24 protein-coding genes are annotated in these 24,397 nt (G+C 57.5%); 9 read left to right on the forward strand and 15 right to left on the reverse strand.

From position 1 onward, the window contains the following. The first annotated feature begins 29 nt into the window (after positions 1–29). The 3 genes from DUD43_RS01160 (at position 30) to DUD43_RS01170 (ending at position 3,412) form a co-directional block, all read left to right on the forward strand. On the forward strand, positions 30–863 hold the full coding sequence (locus DUD43_RS01160; RefSeq protein WP_153228802.1) for an ABC transporter ATP-binding protein: 834 nt from the start codon (positions 30–32) through the stop codon (positions 861–863). 161 nt (positions 864–1,024) lie between these two features. After that, complete coding sequence (locus DUD43_RS01165; RefSeq protein WP_153228803.1) at positions 1,025–2,305, forward strand: phenylacetate--CoA ligase family protein; 1,281 nt, start codon at positions 1,025–1,027, stop codon at positions 2,303–2,305. 90 nt (positions 2,306–2,395) lie between these two features. Further along, positions 2,396–3,412, forward strand: a complete 1,017-nt coding sequence (locus tag DUD43_RS01170; RefSeq protein WP_153228804.1) for an amino acid ABC transporter substrate-binding protein — start codon at positions 2,396–2,398, stop codon at positions 3,410–3,412. A gap of 261 nt (positions 3,413–3,673) precedes the next feature. Here the strand turns inward: DUD43_RS01170 and DUD43_RS01175 are convergent, their stop codons facing one another. The 3 genes from DUD43_RS01175 to dprA form a co-directional block, all read right to left on the reverse strand. Continuing rightward, positions 3,674–4,141: a hypothetical protein gene (locus DUD43_RS01175; protein WP_153228805.1), complete on the reverse strand. Its 468-nt coding sequence runs from the start codon at positions 4,139–4,141 to the stop codon at positions 3,674–3,676. Further along, on the reverse strand, positions 4,141–5,061 hold the full coding sequence (locus DUD43_RS01180; protein WP_153228806.1) for a hydroxymethylglutaryl-CoA lyase: 921 nt from the start codon (positions 5,059–5,061) through the stop codon (positions 4,141–4,143). The genes DUD43_RS01175 and DUD43_RS01180 overlap by 1 nt, the downstream gene beginning before the upstream one ends. Positions 5,062–5,228: 167 nt before the next feature. Further along, positions 5,229–6,395, reverse strand: a complete 1,167-nt coding sequence (dprA, locus tag DUD43_RS01185) for a DNA-processing protein DprA (protein ID WP_153228807.1) — start codon at positions 6,393–6,395, stop codon at positions 5,229–5,231. A gap of 167 nt (positions 6,396–6,562) precedes the next feature. Here dprA and def point away from each other — a divergent pair, with 167 nt between their 5' ends. Further along, on the forward strand, positions 6,563–7,081 hold the full coding sequence (def, locus tag DUD43_RS01190; RefSeq protein ID WP_026483790.1) for a peptide deformylase: 519 nt from the start codon (positions 6,563–6,565) through the stop codon (positions 7,079–7,081). Positions 7,082–7,086: 5 nt separating this feature from the next. After that, complete coding sequence (fmt, locus tag DUD43_RS01195; RefSeq protein WP_086069849.1) at positions 7,087–8,028, forward strand: methionyl-tRNA formyltransferase; 942 nt, start codon at positions 7,087–7,089, stop codon at positions 8,026–8,028. Between the two features lie 12 nt (positions 8,029–8,040). Here fmt and DUD43_RS01200 read toward each other — a convergent pair whose 3' ends face one another. The 8 genes from DUD43_RS01200 to DUD43_RS01235 form a co-directional block, all read right to left on the reverse strand. Then, positions 8,041–8,976 carry a DMT family transporter gene (locus DUD43_RS01200; RefSeq protein WP_153228808.1) on the reverse strand — a complete coding sequence of 312 codons (936 nt, stop codon included), beginning with the start codon at positions 8,974–8,976 and terminating at the stop codon, positions 8,041–8,043. Positions 8,977–9,046: 70 nt separating this feature from the next. Next, positions 9,047–10,402 (reverse strand): amidase, encoded by a 1,356-nt coding sequence (locus DUD43_RS01205; RefSeq protein ID WP_035268539.1) that lies wholly within the window; start codon positions 10,400–10,402, stop codon positions 9,047–9,049. 42 nt (positions 10,403–10,444) lie between these two features. Beyond that, on the reverse strand, positions 10,445–11,128 hold the full coding sequence (locus DUD43_RS01210; protein WP_153228809.1) for a DUF2848 domain-containing protein: 684 nt from the start codon (positions 11,126–11,128) through the stop codon (positions 10,445–10,447). 33 nt (positions 11,129–11,161) lie between these two features. After that, on the reverse strand, positions 11,162–12,445 hold the full coding sequence (locus DUD43_RS01215; protein WP_026483786.1) for a TRAP transporter large permease: 1,284 nt from the start codon (positions 12,443–12,445) through the stop codon (positions 11,162–11,164). Then, positions 12,442–13,062 (reverse strand): TRAP transporter small permease subunit, encoded by a 621-nt coding sequence (locus DUD43_RS01220; RefSeq protein WP_153228810.1) that lies wholly within the window; start codon positions 13,060–13,062, stop codon positions 12,442–12,444. The genes DUD43_RS01215 and DUD43_RS01220 overlap by 4 nt, the downstream gene beginning before the upstream one ends. A gap of 131 nt (positions 13,063–13,193) precedes the next feature. Further along, a complete protein-coding gene (locus DUD43_RS01225; protein WP_153228811.1) occupies positions 13,194–14,240 on the reverse strand; it encodes a TRAP transporter substrate-binding protein in 1,047 nt (348 codons plus the stop codon). Positions 14,241–14,356: 116 nt separating this feature from the next. Continuing rightward, a complete protein-coding gene (locus DUD43_RS01230; RefSeq protein ID WP_153228812.1) occupies positions 14,357–15,160 on the reverse strand; it encodes a putative hydro-lyase in 804 nt (267 codons plus the stop codon). 98 nt (positions 15,161–15,258) lie between these two features. Next, a complete protein-coding gene (locus tag DUD43_RS01235) occupies positions 15,259–16,158 on the reverse strand; it encodes a LysR family transcriptional regulator (protein WP_009460118.1) in 900 nt (299 codons plus the stop codon). A gap of 124 nt (positions 16,159–16,282) precedes the next feature. On the opposite strand from DUD43_RS01235, the gene waaC reads away from it, so the two are divergent. Then, positions 16,283–17,284 (forward strand): lipopolysaccharide heptosyltransferase I, encoded by a 1,002-nt coding sequence (gene waaC, locus DUD43_RS01240; RefSeq protein ID WP_153228813.1) that lies wholly within the window; start codon positions 16,283–16,285, stop codon positions 17,282–17,284. Positions 17,285–17,468: 184 nt separating this feature from the next. After that, positions 17,469–18,794 carry a 3-deoxy-D-manno-octulosonic acid transferase gene (locus tag DUD43_RS01245; RefSeq protein ID WP_153228814.1) on the forward strand — a complete coding sequence of 442 codons (1,326 nt, stop codon included), beginning with the start codon at positions 17,469–17,471 and terminating at the stop codon, positions 18,792–18,794. A 155-nt stretch (positions 18,795–18,949) separates the two neighbouring features. Here the strand turns inward: DUD43_RS01245 and DUD43_RS01250 are convergent, their stop codons facing one another. The 4 genes from DUD43_RS01250 to DUD43_RS01265 form a co-directional block, all read right to left on the reverse strand. After that, positions 18,950–19,159 (reverse strand): cold-shock protein, encoded by a 210-nt coding sequence (locus DUD43_RS01250; RefSeq protein ID WP_026483779.1) that lies wholly within the window; start codon positions 19,157–19,159, stop codon positions 18,950–18,952. 254 nt (positions 19,160–19,413) lie between these two features. Continuing rightward, on the reverse strand, positions 19,414–20,244 hold the full coding sequence (gene galU / locus DUD43_RS01255) for a UTP--glucose-1-phosphate uridylyltransferase GalU (RefSeq protein WP_153228815.1): 831 nt from the start codon (positions 20,242–20,244) through the stop codon (positions 19,414–19,416). A gap of 333 nt (positions 20,245–20,577) precedes the next feature. Beyond that, positions 20,578–21,414 (reverse strand): type III pantothenate kinase, encoded by an 837-nt coding sequence (locus DUD43_RS01260; RefSeq protein WP_153228816.1) that lies wholly within the window; start codon positions 21,412–21,414, stop codon positions 20,578–20,580. Positions 21,415–21,452: 38 nt separating this feature from the next. After that, the gene (locus DUD43_RS01265; RefSeq protein WP_153228817.1) at positions 21,453–22,322 is read right to left on the reverse strand and encodes a biotin--[acetyl-CoA-carboxylase] ligase; all 870 of its coding nucleotides are present in this window, start codon (positions 22,320–22,322) and stop codon (positions 21,453–21,455) included. A 57-nt stretch (positions 22,323–22,379) separates the two neighbouring features. Between DUD43_RS01265 and DUD43_RS01270 the strand changes: the two genes are divergently transcribed. Both DUD43_RS01270 and DUD43_RS01275 read left to right on the forward strand, forming a co-directional pair. Further along, positions 22,380–23,030: an alpha/beta hydrolase gene (locus DUD43_RS01270; RefSeq protein WP_194273426.1), complete on the forward strand. Its 651-nt coding sequence runs from the start codon at positions 22,380–22,382 to the stop codon at positions 23,028–23,030. A gap of 125 nt (positions 23,031–23,155) precedes the next feature. Beyond that, on the forward strand, positions 23,156–24,385 hold the full coding sequence (locus DUD43_RS01275; RefSeq protein WP_194273427.1) for a D-alanyl-D-alanine carboxypeptidase family protein: 1,230 nt from the start codon (positions 23,156–23,158) through the stop codon (positions 24,383–24,385). Positions 24,386–24,397: the final 12 nt, after the last annotated feature.

A 24,397-nucleotide genomic window follows, 5' to 3' on the forward strand; every position in this document is an offset into this window, starting at 1 on the left:
CCTGGGCACTGCATTGCGTGGGGAAGATTATGAGTGAGACCGTAGGCCAAGTGGATGAGACGCCCGCTCTGTTGGACGTCAATGGCATCGAAGTGATTTACAACCACGTCATTCTGGTGCTCAAGGGCGTGTCCTTGCGTGTGCCGGAAGGGCGGATTGTTGCCTTGCTGGGCGCCAACGGTGCCGGTAAAACCACGACCTTGCGGGCCGTATCGAACTTGCTGCGCGCCGAGCGCGGCGATGTGACCAAAGGCCAGATCCATCTGCGTGGCGAACGTATTGATCAACTGACTCCGGCTGATCTGGTCAAGCGCGGCGTAGTGCAGGTGATGGAAGGGCGCCACTGTTTTGCGCACCTGAGCATTGAAGAAAACTTGCTGACCGGGGCTTATACCCGCTCCCTGTCACGCGGCGATTTAAGCGCCGAGCTGGACAAGGTGTACCAGTATTTTCCACGTCTGAAGCAGCGCCGTACCAGTCAGGCCGGCTATACCTCGGGCGGGGAGCAGCAAATGTGTGCCATTGGCCGTGCCTTGATGGCCGATCCGGGCATGATTTTGCTGGACGAGCCTTCCATGGGGCTGGCACCGCAGGTGGTGGAAGAGATTTTCGAAATCGTGCGTGACCTGAATCAGCGCGAGCGCGTCAGCTTCTTGCTGGCCGAGCAAAACACCAACGTGGCCCTGAAGTATGCCGACTACGGCTACATCCTGGAAAACGGCCGAGTGATGATGGATGGACCCTCCCAGGCCTTGGCCGAGAACGAAGACGTCAAGGAGTTCTATCTGGGTGTGTCCGGGGGCGAGCGCAAGAGCTTTCGCGACAATAAATTTTATCGACGGCGCAAGCGCTGGTTGGCGTAACTCCGCCACCCCTGACCCCCTTTGACACTTTTAGTTTTGGGCAGCTTCTGGCTACACGGGGTGTGGTAGCAGAGCTTGGTATCGACACCTGTCTGTGTGCGGACAGAACGTCGGCTGGGCGCGGGAGTGTTTGAATGCCAATTCATCCCACTGGAGGAGAGATGAGCGAATATTACGACGAGCGCGAAACCCTGGAGCCGGAGGAGCGCGAAGCCGATTTGATGTCCCGTTTGCCGCAGGTCTTGCAAGCGGCCGCGAAAGGGGCCCCCGCGATTGCCAAGCAGCTGGATTCGGTGGATCTGGCTGCTGTGCGCAGCCGCGAGGACCTGCTGGCCATTCCGGTGTTTCGTAAAAGCGAGCTGCTGAAAGCTCAGTTGCAAGCGCGCGAACAGGCTCGCTCGGGCGGGCCATCGGCTGATTACGCGCAGTCCGTATTCGGGGGCTTTTCCTCCATTGCCTGGGGTGCGGCGCGCAAAGTGTTTGCCTCGCCCGGCCCTATGTACGAGCCAGAAAGCCGTCGCCCGGATTATTGGGGCTTTGCGCGTGCGCTGTACGCCGCCGGTTTCCGCCGCGAAGAACTGATTTTCAACTGCTTCTCCTACCATTTCACCCCGGCTGGCTCCATGATGGAAACCGCCGCACATGCCCTGGATTGCACGGTATTTCCAGGTGGCGTGGGACAAACCGAACAGCAAGTGCAGGCCATGGCTGATTTGCGCCCGCATGGCTACACCGGCACCCCCAGTTTCCTGAAGATCATCATGGAAAAAGCCCAGTCCATGCAGATTGCTCTGCCAGGGCTGAGCAAGGCCTTGTTCTCCGGCGAAGCCTATCCGCCTTCATTGCAAAAGTGGTTCAGCGAGCACGGCGTGGCAGGCTACCAGGCCTATGGCAGCGCTGATCTGGGCATGATTGCCTATGAAACCCAGGCCCGCGAAGGCTTGGTGCTCAATGAAAACCTGATTCTGGAGATTGTGCGTCCCGGCACAGGCCAGCCGGTTGCGCCGGGCGAAGTGGGTGAGGTGGTCGTGACCTCCTTTAATCCCGACTATCCGCTAGTGCGTTTTGGCACGGGCGATTTGTCCGCCATCATGCCCGGTCAGTCTCCTTGCGGTCGTACCAACCAGCGCATTCGCGGCTGGATGGGGCGTGCTGACCAGACGACCAAGGTGCGCGGCATGTTTGTGCATCCGGGGCAGGTGGAGCAGATTCGTCTGCGTCACAAGGAACTGGGTCAGGCTCGTCTGGTGGTGCGTGGTGCCAGTGGGCAGGACCAGATGGTGTTTCAGGTGGAAGTCACCTCCAAGCCCGAAGGTCTGGAAAGTGCCTTGGCCGACTCGATCCGTGAAATCACCAAACTGCGTGCACAGGTGGAATTTGTAGAGCCAGGTGCCTTGCCTCGGGATGGTAAAGTCATCGAGGACCAACGCAGCTACGATTAATTAGCCATGTAGATATGCACACAAGTAGCAGTCGGGCTGCGGTACTATGCTGGAAAATAGTCAATACCTATACCTTCTGAGGAGAGCCCGATGCGCTTTGTGCCCGTTTCTGCCGTAGTTTTGGCCTTGATGGCCAGCCTGCCTGCTGCCCAGGCCGCCACCCTGGACAATGTCAAACAGCGCGGTCACGTGCTGTGTGGTGTGACCACCGGCTTTGCCGGTTTTTCTGCCCCTGATGACAAGGGCACGTGGACGGGGCTGGATATCGACGTGTGTCGCTCGGTAGCCGCCGCCACCCTGGGCGACGCCAGCAAATTCAAGGCGGTGCCCTTGAACTCGCAGCAGCGCTTTACGGCTCTGCAGTCCGGTGAGATTGATCTGTTGGCTCGTAACACCACCGTGACTCAGCAGCGTGACACCGCTGTCGGTGCGATCCACGCCGGTATCAACTTCTACGACGGTCAGGGCTTTTTGGTGTCCAAGAAACTGGGCGTATCCAGCGCCAAGGAATTGAACGGTGCGACGGTTTGTATGCAGACTGGCACGTCTAACGAAAACACCATGGCTGACTGGGCGCGTGCTAACAAGGTTGAATACAAGCCTGTAGTGATCGAGCAGTTCAACGAAGTGGTTAACGCTTTCGTGGCTGGCCGCTGTGATGTGTTCTCTACCGACGCTTCCGGTCTGGCGTCGATCCGTATCTCCAAAATGGAGAACCCGGACGACTACCTGGTGCTGCCTGAAATCATTTCCAAAGAGCCGCTGGGCCCATTCGTCCGTCAGGGTGATGATGCCTGGCTGAACATTGTGAAATGGTCCATTCAGGCCAGCTTCAACGCCGAAGAGCTGGGTGTGACCGCTGCCAACGTGGACGAGAAGCTCAAGAGCAACAACCCCAATATCCAGCGTTTGCTGGGCGTGACTCCCGGTGCCGGTAAAAACCTGGGCCTGGACGAAAAATGGGCTTACAACATCATCAAGCAAGTTGGTAACTACGGTGAGTCCTTCGAGCGCAACGTGGGTAAAGGTAGCCCGTTGCAAATCGAACGTGGCCTGAACGCCTTGTGGATCGACGGTGGCCTGATCTACGGTCTGCCTATTCGTTAATTCTTTCGGGATTTGCGATATGCAAAAAGCAGCTCTCTTTGAGAGCTGCTTTTTTATTGACTGCTAGGTCTGGGGGTGATGACCTTGATGTGCTTTTTGTCCTTCGCGATGTGGGCTGCCCTGAGCCGTTGGTGTATGTATCGCTGTGTGTTGGAGCACGGCGATACATGGTCTGCCTAACTGCAGCACACGGTTTTCGGATGGGAGAGGCTCAGGATTGCTTGCCCCAATACGCAAATGGTACGGGACAAGCTTGGAGACTTAGCTCTTGCGCCGCAACACCAGGGAAATCTTGGCAAAGGCCACTTGCAGGTCTTGCGTGGCACCTTGAAAAATTACAGGGCGGCCACGCCGGGTAAAGCAGATCAGGCGCTTGGAGTTGAACAGCGGCACAAATTTGGCAAAGTGGATGTCTTGCCACTCTACCTGCCGCTTCATGACCCAGCTTTGGCGTATACCGTTCTGGTCAATGGTGGTGACGCCATGCCACATATGCCAGGCAATCAGAATCAGGCCGGTAAACAGCAGGACCAGACAGCCCGCCAGTACGGGGCTGATGGCGGCGCCTTGTGGGGAGCTGGCCACCAGCGCGAAACGCACGCCGATCAGGGCCAGCACAATCCAGGCGCTGGCCGCCACCCATTTGGGCCAGGAACGGCCTTGAATGGGAAGCGAACCCAGATCCTTCAACAGGTCGTCAATTTCCTCTTTCGAGGGGGCCTGGCTCATCAGCACGCGGCGGCCCCTTGCTTGCGGGCTGCCAGGGCGTTACCGGCATTGCTGGCCGATTTGCGCTTCAGATGAGCCGAAATCCACTGGCCCGTGTCCACCACGGCGTTCAGATCAATGCCGGTTTCAATATCCAGGCCTTGCATCAGGAACAGCACGTCTTCGGTGGCGACGTTGCCGGTAGCGCCCTTGGCGTAGGGGCAGCCGCCTAGACCGGCCACAGAACTGTGGAAAATATGAATGCCAGCCTGCATGGAGGCCACGATATTGGCGATGGCTTGGCCGTAGGTGTCGTGGAAGTGGCCGGACACATGAATGGGGTCAATGTGCTCGGTGACCATGCGCATGACCTCGTAGACCTGACGGGCCGTGCCTACGCCGATGGTGTCGGCTACGTCGATCTCGTCACAGCCCAGATCGATCAGGCGCTTGCCTACTTTCAGTACATTGGACGGAGCCACCGCGCCCTCATAGGGACAACCGAAAGAACAGCTGATGGAACCGCGCAGACGCAAACCGGCTTCTTTGGCGGCCTGGGCAACGGGGGCAAAGCGCTCCAGTGACTCTTCGATGCTGCAATTGATATTGCGCTGGGAAAACGCTTCGCTGGCGGCGGCGAAGATCACTACTTCGTCAGCCTTGGCGGCTAAGGCACCTTCAAAACCACGCATATTGGGCGTCAGGGCAGAATAAATCGTGCCGGGGCGGCGCTCGATGGCGGCCATCAACTCGGCACCGTCCGCCATTTGTGGCACCCATTTGGGCGAGACAAAGGAAGCGGCTTCCACGTTCACAAAACCGGCGTTGGACAGGCGATTGACCAGTTCGACTTTGATATCGGTGGGGATGAATTCTTTTTCGTTCTGCAAGCCGTCCCGAGGGCCGACCTCCACAATCTTGACGCGCGATGGGTATGACATGAAGTTTCCTGAAGGTAAGGGGCTGGGCCTGGAGGCCTTTACGTATTCGTCATGATACCTCTTGAAGGCCAGGGCTGGCCCCCTAGGAACAGCCCTATAAGCAGGCGGCGTGGCCGGGGTTTCGATGCAAATGAGTAGACCATGCTGCAGTGTGGTCCTGTCGGGTCCTAGGGCTTGATGCGTTGGAATCGCCCATCTGCCAGAGGCTCTATGCAGCCTGCCAGCTCCAGTTCAGCCAGGACAGCAGGCAACTCGGTTGCGAGCAGCCCTGTACGCCGCATCAGCTGTTCGGGGCTGAGCGGCGCAAAGTCGATACGCTCCAGAATAGGGCGCAACTCCTCGGGCAAGGCCTCATAGGGGTTGGGTTTTGCCCCAGTCTGGGGAGTGGCATCCAGATTGAAGTCGCTTTGCACATTGCCCAGCTCATCCAGAATGTCCTGGGCGCTTTCCACCAGCTTGGCACCCTGGCGTATCAAGGCATGGCAGCCGCGAGCCAGGGGGGAGTGAATGGAGCCGGGAATGGCAAAAACTTCTCGGCCTAGCTCTCCGGCCAGCCGGGCCGTGATCAGGGACCCGCTTTGTTTTGCGGCTTCTACCACCAATACGCCTTTAGCCAGAGCCGCCACAATGCGGTTACGGCGTGGAAAGTGGTGGGGCATGGCGCGGGTGCCCAAAGGAAACTCGCTAAGCAAGAGACCGTGAGCGCTGATTTGATGAGCCAGATCGCGGTGTGCCGCCGGGTAGACCAGGTCCAGCCCCGTTCCCATCACGGCAATTGTGCCTGAGGATTGTGGACCAGCTTTCAAGGCCCCTTTGTGCGCGGCCTGGTCGATGCCGCTGGCCAGACCGCTGATGATGCACCATCCTCTGGATGCCAGGGTAGCGGCAAAATCCGTTGCGGTTTCCTGGCCGGATTGGGTGGCATTGCGTGCCCCCACGATAGCCAGCCCTTTGCGCTGCAAGACACCCAGATCGCCATTGGCATAGAGCAGCAGAGGTGCATCGTGCAGGTCCAGCAAGGAGGCGGGATAGGTGGGGTCGGCCAGCGTCACGACATGGTGATTGGGCTGCTTGAGCCATTCCACCGCTTGTTCAATCTGTGCTTGCAACTCGTCCAGCGGTTCCTGGCTTAGCTGCACAGCCAGTTCGCTTGGAATATGGCGTGACAGGGTTTGAACTGAGCTTTGATAGATTTGCGGCGGCAGCCCGCAGGCAGCCAGCAATTGCCGGGCCTGGGCGGGCGCAAGTTCTGGCTCTAGCGACAGGCGCAACCAGGCACGCAATTCTTCCGAGATTTCATCCGAGGTTTCACCCGAGCTAAAATAATGAGACATAAGGTAGTGTGGCACGAAACCGATAATTGTTCTGTTTGGCCTGGACTGTTTTATCCAGGGTGAAGACCGTTTTTTTGCTAGGGCTTCGTGTGGTGCCGGGGCAATCGGGTGCCGCCCTGAAACTTGTTTTATTATATCGACTTATCGCTTTTTCTTCGGACATGACAATGGCTTTGCTTCCTATCCTTAAATTTCCTGACCCACGTCTGCACACGGTGGCCAAACCTGTGCAGGAGGTCGACGACCGTATTCGCAAACTGGTCAAGGATATGGCCGAGACCATGTATGACGCGCCCGGCGTAGGACTGGCCGCGACGCAGGTTGACGTGCACGAGCGCGTGGTGGTCATTGACGTATCGGAAAGCGGCAATGAATTGCTGGTGCTGATCAACCCGGAAATCACCTGGAAAAGCGAAGAGCTGAAGGTCTACGAAGAAGGCTGCCTGTCTGTCCCTGATACCTACGACAAGGTGGAGCGCGCCGCCAGTATTCGCTTCAAGGCTCAGAACGAAAAAGGCGAGTGGTACGAGAAAGAAGCCGATGGCCTGCTGGCCGTGTGTGTTCAGCATGAACTGGACCACTTGGATGGCAAGGTGTTTGTGGAGTACCTGTCCGTGCTCAAGCGTGAGCGTATCCGCAGCCGTCTGCGCAAGCAGCAGCGTGAAGCATTGAAGGCAGGGCAATAGTCGCCATGCGTATTGTTTTTGCCGGCACCCCGGATTTTGCCCGTATCGCCCTAGAGGCCCTGTTAGCGCAGGGCTTTGATGTTCCTTTGGTCATGACGCAGCCAGACCGTCCGGCTGGCCGTGGCATGAAGCTTAGTCCCAGCCCGGTCAAGCAAGCCGCTGTGAACGCCAATATCCCGGTGCTGCAGCCGCATAGCTTGCGTTTGGATGGCAAGTATCCCGAGGAAGCAGCTCAGGCCCGCCAGACCTTGCTGGATTTACAGCCGGATCTGATGGTGGTGGCCGCCTACGGCCTGATTTTGCCCAAGTGGACTTTGGAGCTGCCGCGCTACGGTTGCTTCAATATTCACGCCAGTCTCTTGCCTCGTTGGCGCGGTGCGGCACCGATTCAGCGTGCGATTCAGGCGGGTGATGCGGCCACGGGCATTACCATCATGCAGATGGATGAAGGCCTGGATACCGGCGATATGCTGGTGCGCAGCGAGCTGGCGATTCGTGATGATCACAGTGCCGCAACCTTGCATGACGATTTGGCGCAGCTGGGGGCACAGGCCTTGCTGGAAGCCTTGCAGCAAGTGCGTGATGGCACCTTGCAAGCGACTCCTCAGCCAGAAGAAGGCGTGACCTACGCTGAGAAACTGTCCAAGGCGGAGTCAGTGCTGGATTTAAGCCAGCCGGCCAAGGAACTGGAGCGCCGTATTCGCGCGTTTGACCCGGTGCCTGGCTCTACCCTGTCCCTGCCCGGTTTGGAGCAGCCCGTGAAGGTTTGGCGCGCTCAGGCAGTAGAGCAGAAGCATTCTGCGGAACCCGGCCAGGTACTGAACGTCAGTGCCCAAGGTATTGATGTGGCTTGCGGTGAAGGTGTGTTGCGTTTGCTGGAGCTGCAAAAAGCCGGTTCCAAGCGTCAGCCCGTCGCCGTCTTTGTGCAGGGCTGGCAGTCTCGCTAAGTTCTGCAGGGGTCAGGCGCCAGCTCTGCTCTGGCGCCGCCACTCCAGAGTCCCAATCACAATGCCGCTGGTACACACCACGGCAATCCCGATCCAGGTAAAGACATCCGGGAACTGACCCCAGATCAGCCACCCCAGTGCGGCTGCGGCCACAATTTGCAGATACACAAATGGGGCCAGCAAAGACGCCGAGGCGCGTTGATAGGCCTGGATTTGCAGCAGATGGCCCAGACAACCCCACAGTCCGGTCGAAATCAGAATTAACCATTGGAAAAAGCTCAGCTCTTTCAGGGCAGGCAGGGCGGCGGGCAGCAAAAAGGGCAGGGCAATGGTCAGGCAGATACTGCCGACTGCACCGCTCCAGATCAGGGTGGTCAGCGAATTGTCCACGGCCACGCGACGTGTTGCGATAAATTGCGTGGCGAACAGACAGGCGGTCATCAAACCAAACAGCACCCCTATTGGGTGCAGGCCAGCAGTAGGCCGGATGATGATCAGCACGCCCAGAAAGCCGACTCCGGCAGCCACCCAGCGGCTGATGCGCGGCGGTTCCTTCAGAATCCAGGGAGCAACGGATAGCACCAGCAAAGGCGCCAGAAAGTTGATGGAGGTAGCTTCGGCTTGAGGCAGATAGCTCAAGGCGTTGAAAAACGAAAAGGTGGACAGCATCATCACTGTGCCACGCAGAATTTGTGCTTTGGGGCGGGAGCTGCGCAGGATCTTGCGGCCCTTGACCGGCAATACCAGCGCCAGCACCAGCCCCAGGTGGACGACGTAGCGAAACCAGCACATCACCAGCAGTGGCACGCCAAAGCCCATAATCCATTTGCCGCTGGCATCCAGACCCGACAGGGCCCAGGAAGACAGAATCAGAATGAGCACCCCCGCCAATGGAAAGACCGCCGGTGTCATGGTCTGGGGCAAGGAGGAGGGTTGGGATGTGCTCATGACAGGCTCCTGACGAAAAGCACAAGGACGGCCGGATGGCCGTCCTGGATCGAACGTAAATCTTACCGGATTAGCGTTTGCGCAGGGGCAATACCCGTTCGATTGCTGAACCTACTGCCAGGAGGTGTTCGTCGTGGTAGGCAGGTGCGGCCACCATCAGGCCCACAGGGGCTTCATCAGCCGCATGGCAAGGCAGCGACAGGGCGCAGCCGTCCAGGAAGTTGATCAGGGTGGGGTTACGCAATACCAGGCCGTTGGTGGCGAAGTAGACGTCGTCCGATTCTTTCAGGTCGGCAATGCGAGGAGCGACCACAGGCACGGTAGGCATCAGGACGGCGTCGTAGCGTTCCAGACGGCTTTCCACAGCGCTGATCCAGGCCTGGCGTGTGTCTTGCAGTTCGATGTAGTCGGCGCAGTCGATGTCCTTGCCGCGCAGGATGCGGGAGGCTACGCGTGGGTCGTATTGCTCGCCCTTGCTTTGCAGGGTGTCGCGGTGCACGGACCAGGCTTCGGCGCAGACAAAGCCGCCTTTGCGGTTGATCTGTGGCAGTTGGTCAAATTCGGGCAAATTGATTTCTTCGACTACAGCGCCTTGCTCACGCAGCAGGGCGATAGCGCGGTCAAAGGCAGCACGCACGGTTTCATCAATGCCGTCAAACACAAAGGTCTTGGGCACGGCCAGACGCAAGGTGTCCAGGGCAGGCGTTGCCACGGGCACATAAGGCTGGTCGGTCAGGATGGAGTCCACAATGGCGCAACACTCTACCGAGGCAGCCAGAGGGCCATTGGAGTCCAGGCTGCGCGACAAAGGCATGGTGCCTTCGCTGGGAACGCGCTCGGCGGTGGGTTTGAAGCCGGTCAGGCCGTTAAAGGCCGAAGGAATACGGATGGAGCCGCCCGTGTCGGTACCAATGGAGAAAACCGACATGCCCTGGGCAACCGCGACACCGGCGCCGGAGGACGAACCACCCGGGATGCGGGCATTGTCACGGTCCCAAACGGAACGAGGCGTACCGTAGTGGGGGTTGATGCCCAGACCGGAGAAGGCAAACTCGGTCATATTGGTGGAGCCGATCAGAATGGCACCGGCGCGCAGCAGGCGCTCCACAATGGTGGCGTTCTGTTCGGCCGGTTCGGCGTCTTTCAGTACAGCCGACCCACCCAGAGTGATGCAGCCCGCGATGTCATGCAGGTTCTTGACCGACATGGGCAGACCTTCAACCAGCGAGCGGCTTAAACCGGCAGCGCGCAAAATGTCGGAGGCTTTGGCGGCGGCCAGAGCCTGTTCAGCAAACACTTCGATGAACGTGGCAGCGCCGTCACGGCTTTCGTCCTGGATACGGTCCAGGGCTTGCTGAGTCAGTTCGACCGAGGTGGTTTCGCCACGATCAAGAGCACGTTGCAATTCGGTAATAGTCGCTAGCATGGGTCACTCGCAAAATAAATGGGTGGGGCGGGCTGGGCCAGTTTAGGCTACTTCAGGCAGGATTTCGGTTACGTAGGTATGACGGATGCTGCGTTCGCGGCGGGGGTCATACAGTTCCATGGTGAACTGGGTAGCAGGACGAATGCCACCGATGGCACCGACCGTACCGCAGGTCATGCCAAAGCCTTCAGGCATGGTGGTGGACTGGAAGTAGCCTTCGATCAGTTCCAGCGGATTCTTCAGGGTGGACAAGGGACCGTCCTGGTACAGGACTTCCTTGCCGTCTTCCTGAATGTAGGCGCGGATGATCAGCTCGTCCCAGTAGTCGGTCACGTCGCTGAACAACCAGGCTTCGCGGGCAACGGGCTTGGCGCAGATCTGCTTGGACAGGGCCACGCTGTGGGCTTCCAGTACGCGGTCCGTGTGGTCCGAGGCCAGGCTGACCAGCAGGCGACCCTGGTGGTTGAACACAAACACTTCGGTCTCGCCGGACGAACCGGAGCCCACGACCTGGATGTCGGCATCCTGGATCATCTGGTTGGCGGCGATGCGGTAGTACAAAGGCACCGAGCTAGGGCGCGGTACGCCCAGTTCGGCCAGCTCTTCAATGTGGTGCTCGATGGCAGCCAGATCGCGGCCAGCCCAGCCGGCCACGATGCAGTGCTGCAAATCAGCTTCGATGATTTCAGTGTGGGTGGCCTGGGCCAGTTCAAAGGTCAAACGCATAGCAGTACTCGTTTACTCAAAGACAGATTGGGATTAACCGAACAGGCGTGGCAGCCACAAAGCCAGATCCGGGAAGATAGCCAGCAGGCCCACCATGGCCAGCAGCATGATCACAAAGGGCAGGCTGCCCATCATGACGTCATTCATGCTGCCGCTCTTGCGCAGGCTCTGGACCACAAACAGGTTCAGACCAACAGGCGGAGTGATCAGCGCCACTTCCACCAGAATGATGATGGCAATACCCAGCCACACCGGATCAAAGCCCAGGGCGATCATGATGGGAGCCACGATAGGGATGGTGGTGATCATCATGGACAGGGTTTCCATGAAGCAGCCCAGCACCAGGTAGAACACCACGATGATCATCAGCATGACCATGGGCGAGACACCCAGGCCCGTGATGGCGTCGGTCAGCGCATTGGTCAGGCCAGTGGCGGACATGACAAAGTTCAGGAAGGCCGAACCGATCACGATCAGCATGATCATGGCGGTGGCTTTCATGGTGCCTTCCAGCACTTCCTTGATCATGTTCCAGCTCATACGGCCCGAGAAGGCAGCCAGAATCAGAGCACCGACCACACCCAGGGCAGCAGCCTCGGTCGGGGTGGCAACACCGGCGTAAATCGAGCCCACGACCAGCAGGAAAATACCCAGTGGTGGAACCAGGTGCACCAGGCTGGCAAAACGCTGGCCCCAGGAGGCCTTGATCTTCGCACCGCCCCATTTGGGTTTGACCATACATGCAGCAGCAATTGCCAACATGAACAGCAAGGCCATGCCCAAACCGGGGATGATGCCGGCCAGGTACAGCTTGGGCACAGAAGTATTGGTCAGTACACCGTAGATCACCAGGTTGATCGAAGGCGGAATCAGAATGCCCAAGGTACCGCCAGCGGCCAGGCTACCCAGGAACAGAGGCTCGTTATAGCCTTGTTTCTTGATTTGTGGCAGGGCCACGGTGCCCACGGTGGCGGCAGTGGCCACGCTGGAACCGGAGGTGGCGGCAAACAGGGCGCTGGCACCAATGTTGGCGTGCATCAGGCCGCCGGGCAGCCAGGACAGCCACAGGCTCATGGCGTTGTACATGCGTTCAGCCATGCCCGAGCGCAGCAGAATCTCGCCCAGCATGATGAACAGGGGAATGGCCACCAGCAGGAATTCGTTGCTGGTGCCCCAGGAAATTTCGCCCAATGCGCCGGTCAGGGGCAGCATGGAATACAGCGGGTCCAGAATCAGGCCCAAAACACCCAGGGCAGCGCCCACGGGAATGCTCAGTCCGATCAGAACGAGCAGGAGAGTCAGTGCAGTACTAATCATTTGGTGTCTCCGTGGACCATGCGTTGGCCGGCCTCGGCTTCTTCAAGGGCTTCTTCCTGGGTGCTGCGAATGCCGCACAGGTTCTGGATGGCGTTCAGGTCACCCGTGATCAGGGCCAGGCTGGAGCGCAGCAGCATCAGTGCCAGGACGACACACAGCCAGATCAGGCCTGCGACCCACAGAAACTGGGGAATCCACAGGGGAGTGCCCATTGCTGTGTTCGCCGTGGACTGGTTGGTCCAGGAGATGTCGGCCACGCTGGTGGCATACAGGGTCAGATACACAATAAAGACCGAAAGTGCGACCAGGGCAATCCAGTCCAGCAGGGCGGCAAGGCGCACGGGCAGATGCTGGTAAATGGCGTCGATACGGATATTGGCGCGTTGCAAGGTGGCAAAGGACAAGGCCCAGGAGATGCTGATGGCAAAGGCATAGCCAGACAATTCATCGGAGCCGCCTAGCGAGCGTCCGGTGAATTTGCGAAACAGCACATCGGCCGTGATGTAGAGAGCGCTGATCAAGGTCAGGCTGCCAGCAAACCAGATGGCGTAGCGCGACAGATTGGTAGCACCAGCCAGCAGGCGGTTGAGCATGGCGAATTTTTCGGTATTTTCCATGGCGTCTAACCCGTATAGGGTTCAGGGAGCTTATAAATGGACGAGTAGGCCCTGGAGACAGGGTGGGCCCAGGTGCTGGGCCACCAACTGACGCGAGGGGTAGCGTCAGTTGGCAGTGACATCAAGTCAGATTACTTCTTGGCTTCAAAGCCCAGGATCGGGCTCAGGCTGGTGTTAAAGGCCGCCACAGTGTCAGCGGAGCTACGCTCGGCCCACTTGGGCACCACGGTTTCGCTCATGACTTTCTTCAGCAGTTCGCGGTCAGCATCGGTAGGTTTGACCAGAGTCATCTTGCCTTTCAGAGGCTGGGTGCAAGCGTCGGCGCCGGTGTTGCAGTCATAGCCTTCCTGCGTTTCCTTGGCAGCGGCAACCCAGATTTCTTCGGTCATGGCCTTGATGTTGCTGGCCAGGAATTCCTGAACTTTGGGGTCCAGCTTGTTCCAGGTGCCCAGGTTGGCAGCGTGAATCTGCTGGTTCCAGTTGATCGGCATTTCGTACAGCTTGGAGCTGACTTCGTACCACTTGGCCGAGTAGCCGGACATGGAACCGGTAATGGCGCAATCGACCACACCGTTTTGCAGAGCAGGAACCACTTCACCAAATGGGATGGTTACGCTGTTGCCGCCCAGAGCCTGAACGAATTCAGCCTGTGTACGGCTGCTGGTACGCACTTTCTTGCCTTTCAGATCGCTCAGGCCGTTGAAGTTGCCGTTGCAAAACAGAACCTGGGCAGGGTAGGTGGAGAAACCTAGTACCTTGACGTTGTTCTTGGCGTAGAACGCTTCGTAAGCAGGAGTGAAGGCGTCGGTCAGCTTCTTGGCCACTTCGATATCGGGAGCCAGGCCAGCCAGGTCGATGGCTTCGTTGATGGAGTTGTCGCTGGCGAAGTAGGCCAGCGTTGCTGTACCAAAAGGAATCACGCCTTGACCGATCAAGCGCATGATTTCAGGACCTTTCAGGCCCATGTCGTTAAAGCCCTTGATATCAGCGGTGATCTGGCCACCGGACAGCTCAGGCACTTTCTTGGCCCAGAAGGGCTGCTCTGTGTTCTGGTAGGCGGTCAGGTTGCTCAAGCCACCGACAACTTTCAGGGAAGTCTTGGGCAGTTCCTGGGCCATGGCGGCAGAGCCCAGGGCCAGCGAGCCTAAAGCCAGGGAGGTCAGTACGATTTTTTTCATAAGGTGCTCCTAATAGCGGTCCAGCTGTATGGTTGATAGAGTGCGCTCCCTTGTTGTCAGGGAGCTGCATATTGAAACCAAAGGGGCGACCGGTTTTTGGGCCGGTCAAAACTTGCTTAAAGCGCGGCCAGCCGTGTGTTGGGCAGGTCCGTAATCAACATATGGCCAGGGGCATGCGTGATACAAAACTGCGGCTTGGCCTGGGCGGCGACGGCTTGAGGGGTGACGCCGCAAGCCCAGAAAACGGGTAGTTCGTCGGGGCCGACTGGCACGGCATCGCCATAGTCGGGTTGTTGCAGGTCGCTGATTCCAATCAGGGACGGGTCGCCAATATGAACTGGGGCACCGTGCACGGACGGAAAGCGCGAGGTGATCTGAATGGCGCGGATGGCATCGGCAGCACGCATGGGGCGCATCGATACCACCAGGGGGCCGGACAGGCGCTGTGTGCCCTGGGTTTGGATCGAGCTGCGATACATGGGCACATTCACGCCCGCACTGATATGGCGTACATCAATTCCGTCGGCCAGCAGCGCTTCTTCAAAGGAGAAGGAGCAGCCAATCAGAAAGGACACCAGATCATCACGCCAGACTTGCTCAATGTTCAGGGGCTCAGCGCTGAGCTCGCCATTCTGCCAGACACGGTAACGAGGGAAATCCGTGCGCAGATCAATCGAGCCACCCAAGGTTGGCACCTGAAACTGACCGGGTTCCGTCACGGCCAATAAAGGGCAGGGTTTGGGGTTGCGCTGACAAAACAGCAGGAACTCATCGGCCCAGTCCTTGGGCAGAATCATCAGGTTGGCCTGCACATAGCCTGCCGCCAGTCCCGCAGTGGGACCAGTGTGGATTTCTTGACGGATCTGCTCGCGGCACGTTTCGGCCTCGGGCGCCAGTACAGGCAGGGTTTGCAGGTTCATGATGACCACTCGCACAAAGGGGGTTGATCACAGCCTCGGATTGCAACCGATCAGATAATTTGTGTCCAATCGTATGTTTGAATCCTAGGCCATAACGATTACTTATCGGACTGCACGTATTGTTGGGCGATTTCCTGGGCGTGATTGGCCACGACGCGAGCAATATGACTGTCCGGCGAATCCATCCAGCAGGCAAAAAATTCGATGGCCGGCAGGGGCTGATCCACCTTCAAAAGGCGCAGTTTTCCCTCGGAAAGCTCGTCTTTTATGACCTCGGGAGCCAGCACGCTGGGGCCCATGGCATGACGTGTCATTTGCACGATTGTGCTTAGCGATGCGCTGCCAAAAATACGTGGAGATTTGACGCCGGCACGCAGCAGGGCTTCGCGTGTGGCGAGGTAGGGAACGCTACCGGAGGGATAGGTGATTACAGGGTAAACCCCTAGCTCGGAAACGCTGACTTTGCGGCCATGCAGCTTCAATTCGGGGCTGGCGACCCAGCCTAATTGATAAGCGCACAGTCGAATGCATTGTTCTTTGGGGTCCTGGCCTACGCCCACAATCATGGCCATATCAATCTGGAAGCTGGCCAGTTGCTGGCGCAGCACGCTGGTGGTGTCGACATGGATCTCGATGACCAGAGCCGGGTATTCCTGATGCAGCTTGTCGATCAGCTCGTGCAGCCAGGTCTGCACAATGGTTTCAGCCACGCCCAGACGCAGCAGGCCGCGGATGGCGTTCTGCTCTTTGGCCGCGCGCAGCATTTCGGTGCGCAAATCCAGCATGCGCTGCGCGTGCGACAACAACTCCTGGCCTTTGTCGGTCAGTTTGATGCCCCGGGCACCCCGATCAAACAAGCGCAGCTCCAGACTGGATTCCAGTCCGGCAATGCGTTGAGAAATAGACGGTTGAGTCGTGTTGAGTTTTTCGGCAGCTGCCCGGAAACCGCCAAGCTCGGCAACCCATACAAAGGCTTCGATCTGTTTGAGATCAATCATGTTTCCGGTCCAGAAAATAGGCAGTCTTATTATGCCTGATGGCAATTGGCGGGCATAAGTAGAGCTAGCGGATATTTTTCTGCATCTTTGTTTGATTGGACGCGGCCACCACTATAATTCGCCCATGACTTGCAAGATACTGATTGTGCGTACGTCCTCTTTGGGAGATCTGGTGCATATGCTGCCAGCAATCTCGGACATTGCACGCCATGTGCCCGGTGCACAAATTGATTGGCTCGTAGAAGAGAGCTTTGCTCAGATTCCGGGCTGGCATCCGGCAGTAAATGAAGTGATCCCGGTGGCGCATCGGCGCTGGCGCAAACAATGGTGGTCTGCCCAGACACGTCAGGAGCGCGCCGCCTTGCGCGAGCAGCTGCAATCGCGCCAATACGATGTGGTGCTGGATATGCAGGCGCTGATGAAATCCATCTGGCTGGTGCGGCAGACTAAAGGTCGTCGTCATGGGCTGGACTGGAAGTCGGCGCGTGAACCGCTGGCCTCGCTGTTTTACGACGTGCGTCATCGCGTTGGTTTCTGGCAGCCTGCTGTTTTCCGTCAGCGCAGCCTGGCCGCAGCCGCCTTTGGCTATCAGTTTGAAGGCGATCCCGATTTTGGTTTGCAAGGCTTGGCCGCGCAAGCGCCCAAGGATGAAGATCCTTACGCCATCATCATGCCTTCGGCCAGCCGCGACGATAAGCTCTGGGAGCCGGAGAACTGGCAACAGGTCTTTGATCGTCTGCAAGGTGAAGGGATGGCACTGCGCTTGTTGGCAGGCAGTCCTGCCGAGTCCGCACGTGCCGAGGCGCTGATCGCCGGCCGCAGTCAGGCTCAGGTAATGCCTCGAATGGATTTGACGTCCATCGCTCTGCAATTGGCCGGGGCGCAAGTCATGGTGGGGCTGGATAGTGGTCTGACGCATTTGTCAGCCGGTTTGGGCCGTCCCACTATTGGTATCTATAAAGCCTCGACCCCGGTACGTACTCCTCTGGAAGGTTCTGCCTACACCGCCAGCCTGGGCGAGCGTGGCCATCCTCCGTCGGCGGAAACCGTGCTCTGTGCCATCGATCAGGCACTGGGGCGGACGGCCGTGCCGGAAGCGGCCTTGCTGGACTCGCCAAAAGACTAGTTCGGGTCGGATAGCCAATTCGTTTTTTGTCAGCCGGCTTTGTGCTTACAATACGCGATGCTAAGGGGCCTGCCGCCCCGCCTGGGTGCAGGCCCTTTGTCTGCCTGGCACCGTTTTCTATCTGTCTTCCTGGTAGCGTCGAGCGTGGCTTCGCTGCTGCTGATTTCATGCCGAGGCCAAGCGGGTGAACCGATTCTTCTATACCGCCTCTATTCGCATTCTGGCTCCAGCCTTGATGGCCTGGATGGGCTTGCGTGCCCGTCGAGCGGGTGGTGAATGGCAGGTGTTATCGGGCCCTCGCTTTGGTTTTTATGGTTCCCTGCCTGCGCCCAGGAAAGCGCCTGTGTGGGTGCATGCGGTCAGCCTGGGTGAAACGCGCGCGGCTCAACCTTTGATTCGTGCCTTGTTGGATCAGGGTGAGACGGTTTTGCTGACGCATATGACTGTCACGGGCCGTACAGAAGGGGCGAATGCATTTGCGGCTGAAATTGCCAGTGGGCAATTGCTGCAACAATGGCTGCCTTACGACTTTCCCGGCTCGGTACGACGTTTTTTTGCCCATTACCGTCCCTGTGCCGGGGTGCTGATCGAACGCGAGGTGTGGCCCAATCTGCTGGCTGCGGCACGCCGACAAGGTGTTCCCATGATGTTGGCCAGTGCCCGGTTCTCGGAAAGCGCACTGCGCACTAGCCTGAAAGCAGGCTCGGTCATGCGAGAAGCCTACCGTTCCTTCAAGCTGATCTACGCACAAAGTCTGGCTGATGCGCAGCGTCTGGAGCTGGCGGGCGCACAAGGCGTGCGTGTGTCCGGGAATCTGAAGTTTGATGTTGTTTTGCCACAGGACAAGATTGCACGTGGCCGTGGCTTTGCCAGTGACCTGGGCCGACGTGTGGTGGTGATTGCCAGTACGCGCGAGACTGAGCATGTCGATTTTATTGATGCCATTGCCCATTACCTGCGCCGTGAACGCGAGCATGGCAGTGAGCTGCATAGCCCCGTCCTGTTTGTCGTGATTCCGCGTCATCCCGAGCGTTTTGAGGAAGCGGCTGACTATTTGAATCAGCTAGGTTTGCGCTCTGTGCGGCGCAGCGAGTTGCTGGAGCAGGGCGATACCAGCACCAGCGCTATCCAGGCCTGCCGTGAAGTGGATGTGTTGCTGGGCGACACAATAGGCGAAATGCACTGGTATTACGGCCTGGCACGTGTCGCCATTGTGGCAGGCAGCTTCCAGCCTCTGGGCGGGCAGAATTTTATTGAGGCTTGCGCCGTGGGTGTCCCTGTGATTGTGGGCCCGCATACGCATAATTTCGCCCAGGCCATGCAAGATGCCATGCACGCCGGTGCCGCGATACGGGCAGGTACGCCAGCCTTGGCGTTGCAGCAGGCCGTGGAGCTGGTGGATGATCCAGCACGCCATCACAAGATGGCTGACGCGGGTTTGCATTGGGTTCAAATGCATGAAGGCGCAGTGCAACGCGTACTTTCTGGATTGGCACAAATTCGCGATTAAATACGTGGCTGTTTATTAGCTAATAAGTATTTAGTTTTACGTGTTTTGGAATTTGTGGCGATTTGAGGACAGCTTGTCTTGATTTGAATCAAGTTAAATAAAAAAGCCCGCATTAAGCGGGCTTTTTTGAGATCTAAAAACTGATCGAGATCGATTTACAGTTTTTGGATGCTCTTAGCTTGTGGACCCTTTTGGCCTTCAGCCGACACGTACGAAACGCGTTGGTTTTCTTCCAAGGATTTAAAGCCCGTGCCCAAGATGTCGGAATGGTGAACGAAAAGATCTTTGCCACCGTTGTCGGGGGAGATAAAGCCGTAGCCTTTTTCGTTATTGAACCATTTCACGATACCGGTTTCTGTTTGCATTTCCTGCATTCCCTAAAAATGACGAGCAATCTGCTCAAAAAAGATTGTCAAGATGTAAAAATCAGGGCAATGAGTATTAGAAACAATACCGTATTGAACAAACTTCGACGAACTTGAAATCCTGCACCGCCAATCGTAGGGGGTATTTAACCTGTAAGTCAAGCTAAATCGACCCTTTGCGTGGTTTTCAGGCAGTGTTTGATCAACAATTACAACCAAGCTTGTTATCGCAACGGACCCCTCTGCGCCCCTCGTTAAAGTCCGTGGTATTTACGACCAAATTCAAGCGTAGCATGAAAGAAACCGGACTTGCTACCACAGTCGTAACGCGTGCCTTCATATTCATATGCATATACCGCGCGACTTTCCAAAAGACTGGCAATTCCATCCGTTAATTGAATCTCTCCACCCACCCCTGCTTGAGTGCGTCGCAGGTGGTCAAAGATTTCCGGTTCCAATACATAACGGCCTACAACGGCTTGTGTAGAAGGGGCGACTTCGGGTGCGGGCTTTTCAACAATTCCATTAAGTCGAGTTGCTTTTGAGTCGACTAAATTACCCGAAACAATTCCATATTTATTTGTTTCATTTCTATTTACATTTTGAGTTGCGACAATACTTCCGTTGTATTGATGCGCAGCCTCAACCAGCTGCCGTGCCACGGGCGTGGTGGCGTCGATCAGGTCGTCGGCCAGCAGGACCAGGAAGGGCTCGTTGCCCACGATGGGGGCAGCGCACAGCACGGCATGACCCAGACCCAGCGCGCGTGGCTGGCGGGTGTAAATACAGCTTACATGGCTGGGAATGATGTTTTGAACGGCATCCAGCAATTCCAGCTTGTTCTTGCCTTCCAGCTCGTGCTCCAGTTCCGGGATGCTGTCAAAGTGATCTTCGATGGCGCGCTTGTTTCGGCCGGTGATAAAGATCAGTTCTGTGGCACCCGCAGCGATGGCTTCTTCGACGGCATACTGAATCAGCGGCTTGTCGACAATAGGCAACATTTCCTTGGGCATGGCCTTGGTGGCAGGCAGAAAACGCGTGCCTAGACCAGCGACGGGAAAAACAGCTTTGCGTATGGGTTTCATAATGTCGTCAATCGAGATCAGGGGGCAGCAGGTGTTGGGTGGCTGGGTGTTCCCAACTGAATGGAGTCCTGGTTTCGCTGCGAAAACTGCCGAGGCTCACGTCCTTGTTCGCTGGGAGGTGTGCCAAAAAAGCCTTGTCCAAAGGCTAGAAGGGCAACGTTGGCCACCAGGATCAGTATGAAAAGCAGTCGCATCGCAGATGCCCTGAAAAATACAGTTCAACCCAAGATTGTACGGGCAGGCGGGTTTAAGTTCATCCGTTTTAATGCCAATCGTATCCATGGGTCACCCGGATTGCGCAGGTGAGAGGGGCGGTTGTGAGCCTGGATCGACTTACAAATGAGCTGCAAACAGCGCCAGACCCCGCAAAGCGGGCGTTTCCAGCTCGTGCAGGCGGGGTATCTCTATATTGAGCAAGCGGCAATGATGACTTAATTGTTCTAACAGTTCTTGTTGCGCCAGTGCGCGGCCACCGCCAGCCAAAAAGACCAATGGGCAATGTCCCAGATGCTGACGGCCTTTCTCCCACTGCCGCAACACGGCTCCAGCCTGCGCTGCTGCAACCCCGGTACTGATAGCCGCTTGAGTATTGCGCGGGAATGCCGCTGTTTGCCCATGCGCTTCAGGCAGCTGTGCCGTATTTTGCTTGAGTGAAGCCAGCATCAGGCTGGGGCCGGGCAGAATGGACCCACCCAGAAAGTGACGCACTTCATTTTGTGCAGGTCCCAGCAGATCAATCGTGGTGGCCGTACCAAAGCTGATCAGCAAGGCGCCTTGCTCGTCCGGGTATTCCTGGGACAGCAAATCGCTTAAGCCTAGTAAAGAGGCCCAGCGGTCTGCGCCCAGTTGGCCTGCCTGTTCATAATCGTTGTGCAGCCCAAAAGCCTGCTCTTGCGCCTGCAACCAGCGTATCGGTCCCAAACCCAGACGGCTGACGGCTGCATCAATCTGCTTTTGCACCTGCGGCCCTGCCACATTCACCCCCAGCGCTTGCACACCTTTTTGCTTGGCAAATTCTTGCAGCGGGGCCTGGCCTGCTTCCAGCCAAACCGCCAATTGATCCAATTGGTCGGCATGCACGCTAACCGGCTGGCTTTCGCGCGCGCCGGTTAAAGGATGACACCACCCTAATTTGATACGGGTATTGCCAGAGTCGATGAGCAGGGTCATGCCGGGTCGTCAGAACTAAAAAGAGTGCAGTATAGCGATCAGCGTTGAGCGCGAACGGAAACTTCGCCCACTGTGACCGCACGTTCGGATCCATCGGGGTGGCGCAACAATAACTGCCCCGAGGTATTGATGCCCGTCACGATGCCCGTGTGCAGGATCTGGCCGTTATCGATGATATGGACTTGCTGGCCAATCAGCGCATCAACCTGCGCGTAGCGTGTGGGCAGATCCGCAAAACCGTGGGCGGTGACGTGATTCAGGCTCAGGTACAGGCTTTGTGCAACCTTGGCCACAATGTCCGAACATCGTGCCAGGGATGCTTGCTGGGAGTGTTCCGCAATGCTGCTCCAGTCCGCAATGGCGCGTTGCGTGTTCTGGCTGATGGTTTCCGCCTCACGCAGGTTCAGGCCTATACCAATAATCACCACATGATGGTCACTGGAGCTGGGCGCAGCGCTGGCGCGGGTTGCTTCAACCAGAATGCCGGACAGCTTGGCCTGATCCCACAGCACGTCATTGGGCCATTTCATGGCCAGACGATTGCGCACGGCTGGTTCCAGAAACTGGCGCAGCGCTTCCGTCGTTGCCAGACCGGACAGTGGCGAAAGAGTAGGCAACTGCCGCGCAGGCAGAAAAATATCGAAGGCACAGGAAAACATCAGGTTTGCACCGATGCTGTTTTCCCAGGTGCGCCCGGCGCGTCCACGGCCCCGGCTTTGCAGATGAGCGCCCAGTAACCAGGGACGCACACGCGGCCCGGACTCCTGGCGAGCCAGGGCGAGCAAATCCGCGTTGGTTGATTCGGTCGAGTCTACCCAGCGTATCTGGGGGAAATGTGGCAAGCGCGTACGCAACTCCGCCACCATATCGCGAGGGCTGGGTAGGGTGAATGCAGAAGAGGTATTCATGACAATCCGGTACACTGGATGAGTTAAACGTAATCTTATGTGATATTTGATCTGAGCATGTCTGAACGCGTAGATACAATCCAATTTTCCGGCCAGGCCGGTGTTATTGACTGTGCTCTGGACTGGCCAGCAGGCGAGCCCAAGGGTTGGGCCTTGTTGCTGCATCCTCACCCTTTGCATGGTGGAGCACGCAATAACAAAGTCGTGACCACCTTGTCGCGCAGTGCCACTCAACATGGTTTGCTGGCAGTACGCCCCGATTTCCGTGGTGTCGGAAAATCTGCTGGGGAGTTCGATAGCAGCCGTGGCGAAACCGCCGATATGCTGGCCCTGATTGAGCAATTCCCATCGCATTTCCCGCAGTGGAGTTCCGGCCCATCCATGTTGGCCGGTTTTTCATTTGGCACCGCGGTCGCTGCTCAAGTGTATGCCAGCCTGCAAGAAGCCCAGGCACCTTTGCCCAGTGCTTTCATCCTGACCGGCACGGCAGTCAATCGTTTCCGATTTCGGGATGTCAGCCCTCCTGCCGATACCTTATTAGTACACGGTGAAACCGACGATGTTGTTCCCCTGTCGGAAGGCATGGACTTTGCGCGTGAGCATCAACTGCCCATGGTGGTGCTGCCCGACGCCGGCCACTTTTTTCATGGCAAGCTGATTCAGCTGCGCGAGCTGGTTAGCCGTCATTTGGCCGGGCTTGGAACCTAAGCCGGGTTTTGCTTTCAAATCGTTGCGTTTTCCTGCTCAGACTCAGGGGCCTTGCCCCTCACAGGCCCAGATGGCTCTGCCATAATGGGTTCTTTCCGCCACTGTCAAAGCAATCGATTTTTCCCATGACTTCTATTCAAAAATTTGCATCTCCGGTCCTCTCCCGTTGTGTGGTGGCTCTTGCCCTGGCGCTGCCTATGGTGGCTCAGGCACAAACTCAAACCCCTGCCCCGACAGAATCGGCCCAAGTGCTTGGCGCTCAGACGCCTGCCTTGCCGGGTGATTTGTCCGTGGTGCCCGCACCTGGCCTGACGGCCCGTGCCTGGTTGTCCATGGACGTTAATAGTGGCCAGATCATCGCTGCAGAAGGGCTGAACGAGCGGGTCGAGCCTGCTTCCCTGACCAAGCTGATGACGGCTTACCTGGTCTTTGATGCTCTGGAATCCGGTCGCCTGAAGCTGGACCAAACCGTTGTGATTTCGGACAAGGCATGGCGCACCGAAGGTTCGCGCATGTTTGTGAAGGTCAACTCGCAAGTGGCAGTGAATGATCTGCTGCAAGGCGTGATCGTGCAGTCGGGTAACGATGCTTCTGTCGCTCTGGCTGAAGCTGTTGCTGGCAGCGAAGGTGCTTTTGCCGCCTTGATGAACGAAGAAGCCGCCAAGCTGGGTCTGACGGCGACGCATTTCAAGAATTCCACCGGCCTGCCTGATCCTGATCATCTGACCTCGGTACGCGATCTGGGGGTGTTGTCCGCGGCACTGGTTGCCCGCTTTCCCCAGTATCTGCACTACTACAGCCAAAAAGAGTACACCTACAACAATATCAAGCAGCCCAACCGTAACCGCCTGCTTTGGCTGGACAACACGGTTGATGGCCTGAAAACTGGCCATACCCAATCGGCGGGTTACTGTCTGGTGTCGACCGCCCTGCGCGACGGTCGTCGTGTGGTGTCGGTTGTCGTGGGTACAGCGAACGACGCCGCCCGTACAGAAAACAGCCTGAAGCTTCTGAACTGGAGCTTCCAGAACTTTGAAACGGTCAAGCTGTATGACGCCAGCAATCCTGCTGTCACCGCCCGTGTTTGGGAGGGTGAAGTCGAGAACGTGGGCCTGGGTACCGAAGGTGCCTTGTGGCTGACGGTGCCTCGCGGCAAGTCTTCGGAGATCAAGCCCGTTGCCAACTATACCCAGCCTTTGCTGGCCCCGTTGAGCAAGGGTGACAAGGTCGGTACACTGACTTTGTCCCTGGATGGCAAAGTCCTGTCCGAGCAGCCTTTGCTGGTGCTGCAAGATGTGCCCGAGGCAGGCTTTTTTGGTCGTATGGCCGACAAAGTGCGCTTGATGTTTGAGTAATCCCTTGGTGCG

The organism is Alcaligenes faecalis (assembly GCF_009497775.1).
Taxonomy (GTDB): Bacteria; Pseudomonadota; Gammaproteobacteria; order Burkholderiales; family Burkholderiaceae_B; genus Alcaligenes; species Alcaligenes faecalis_D.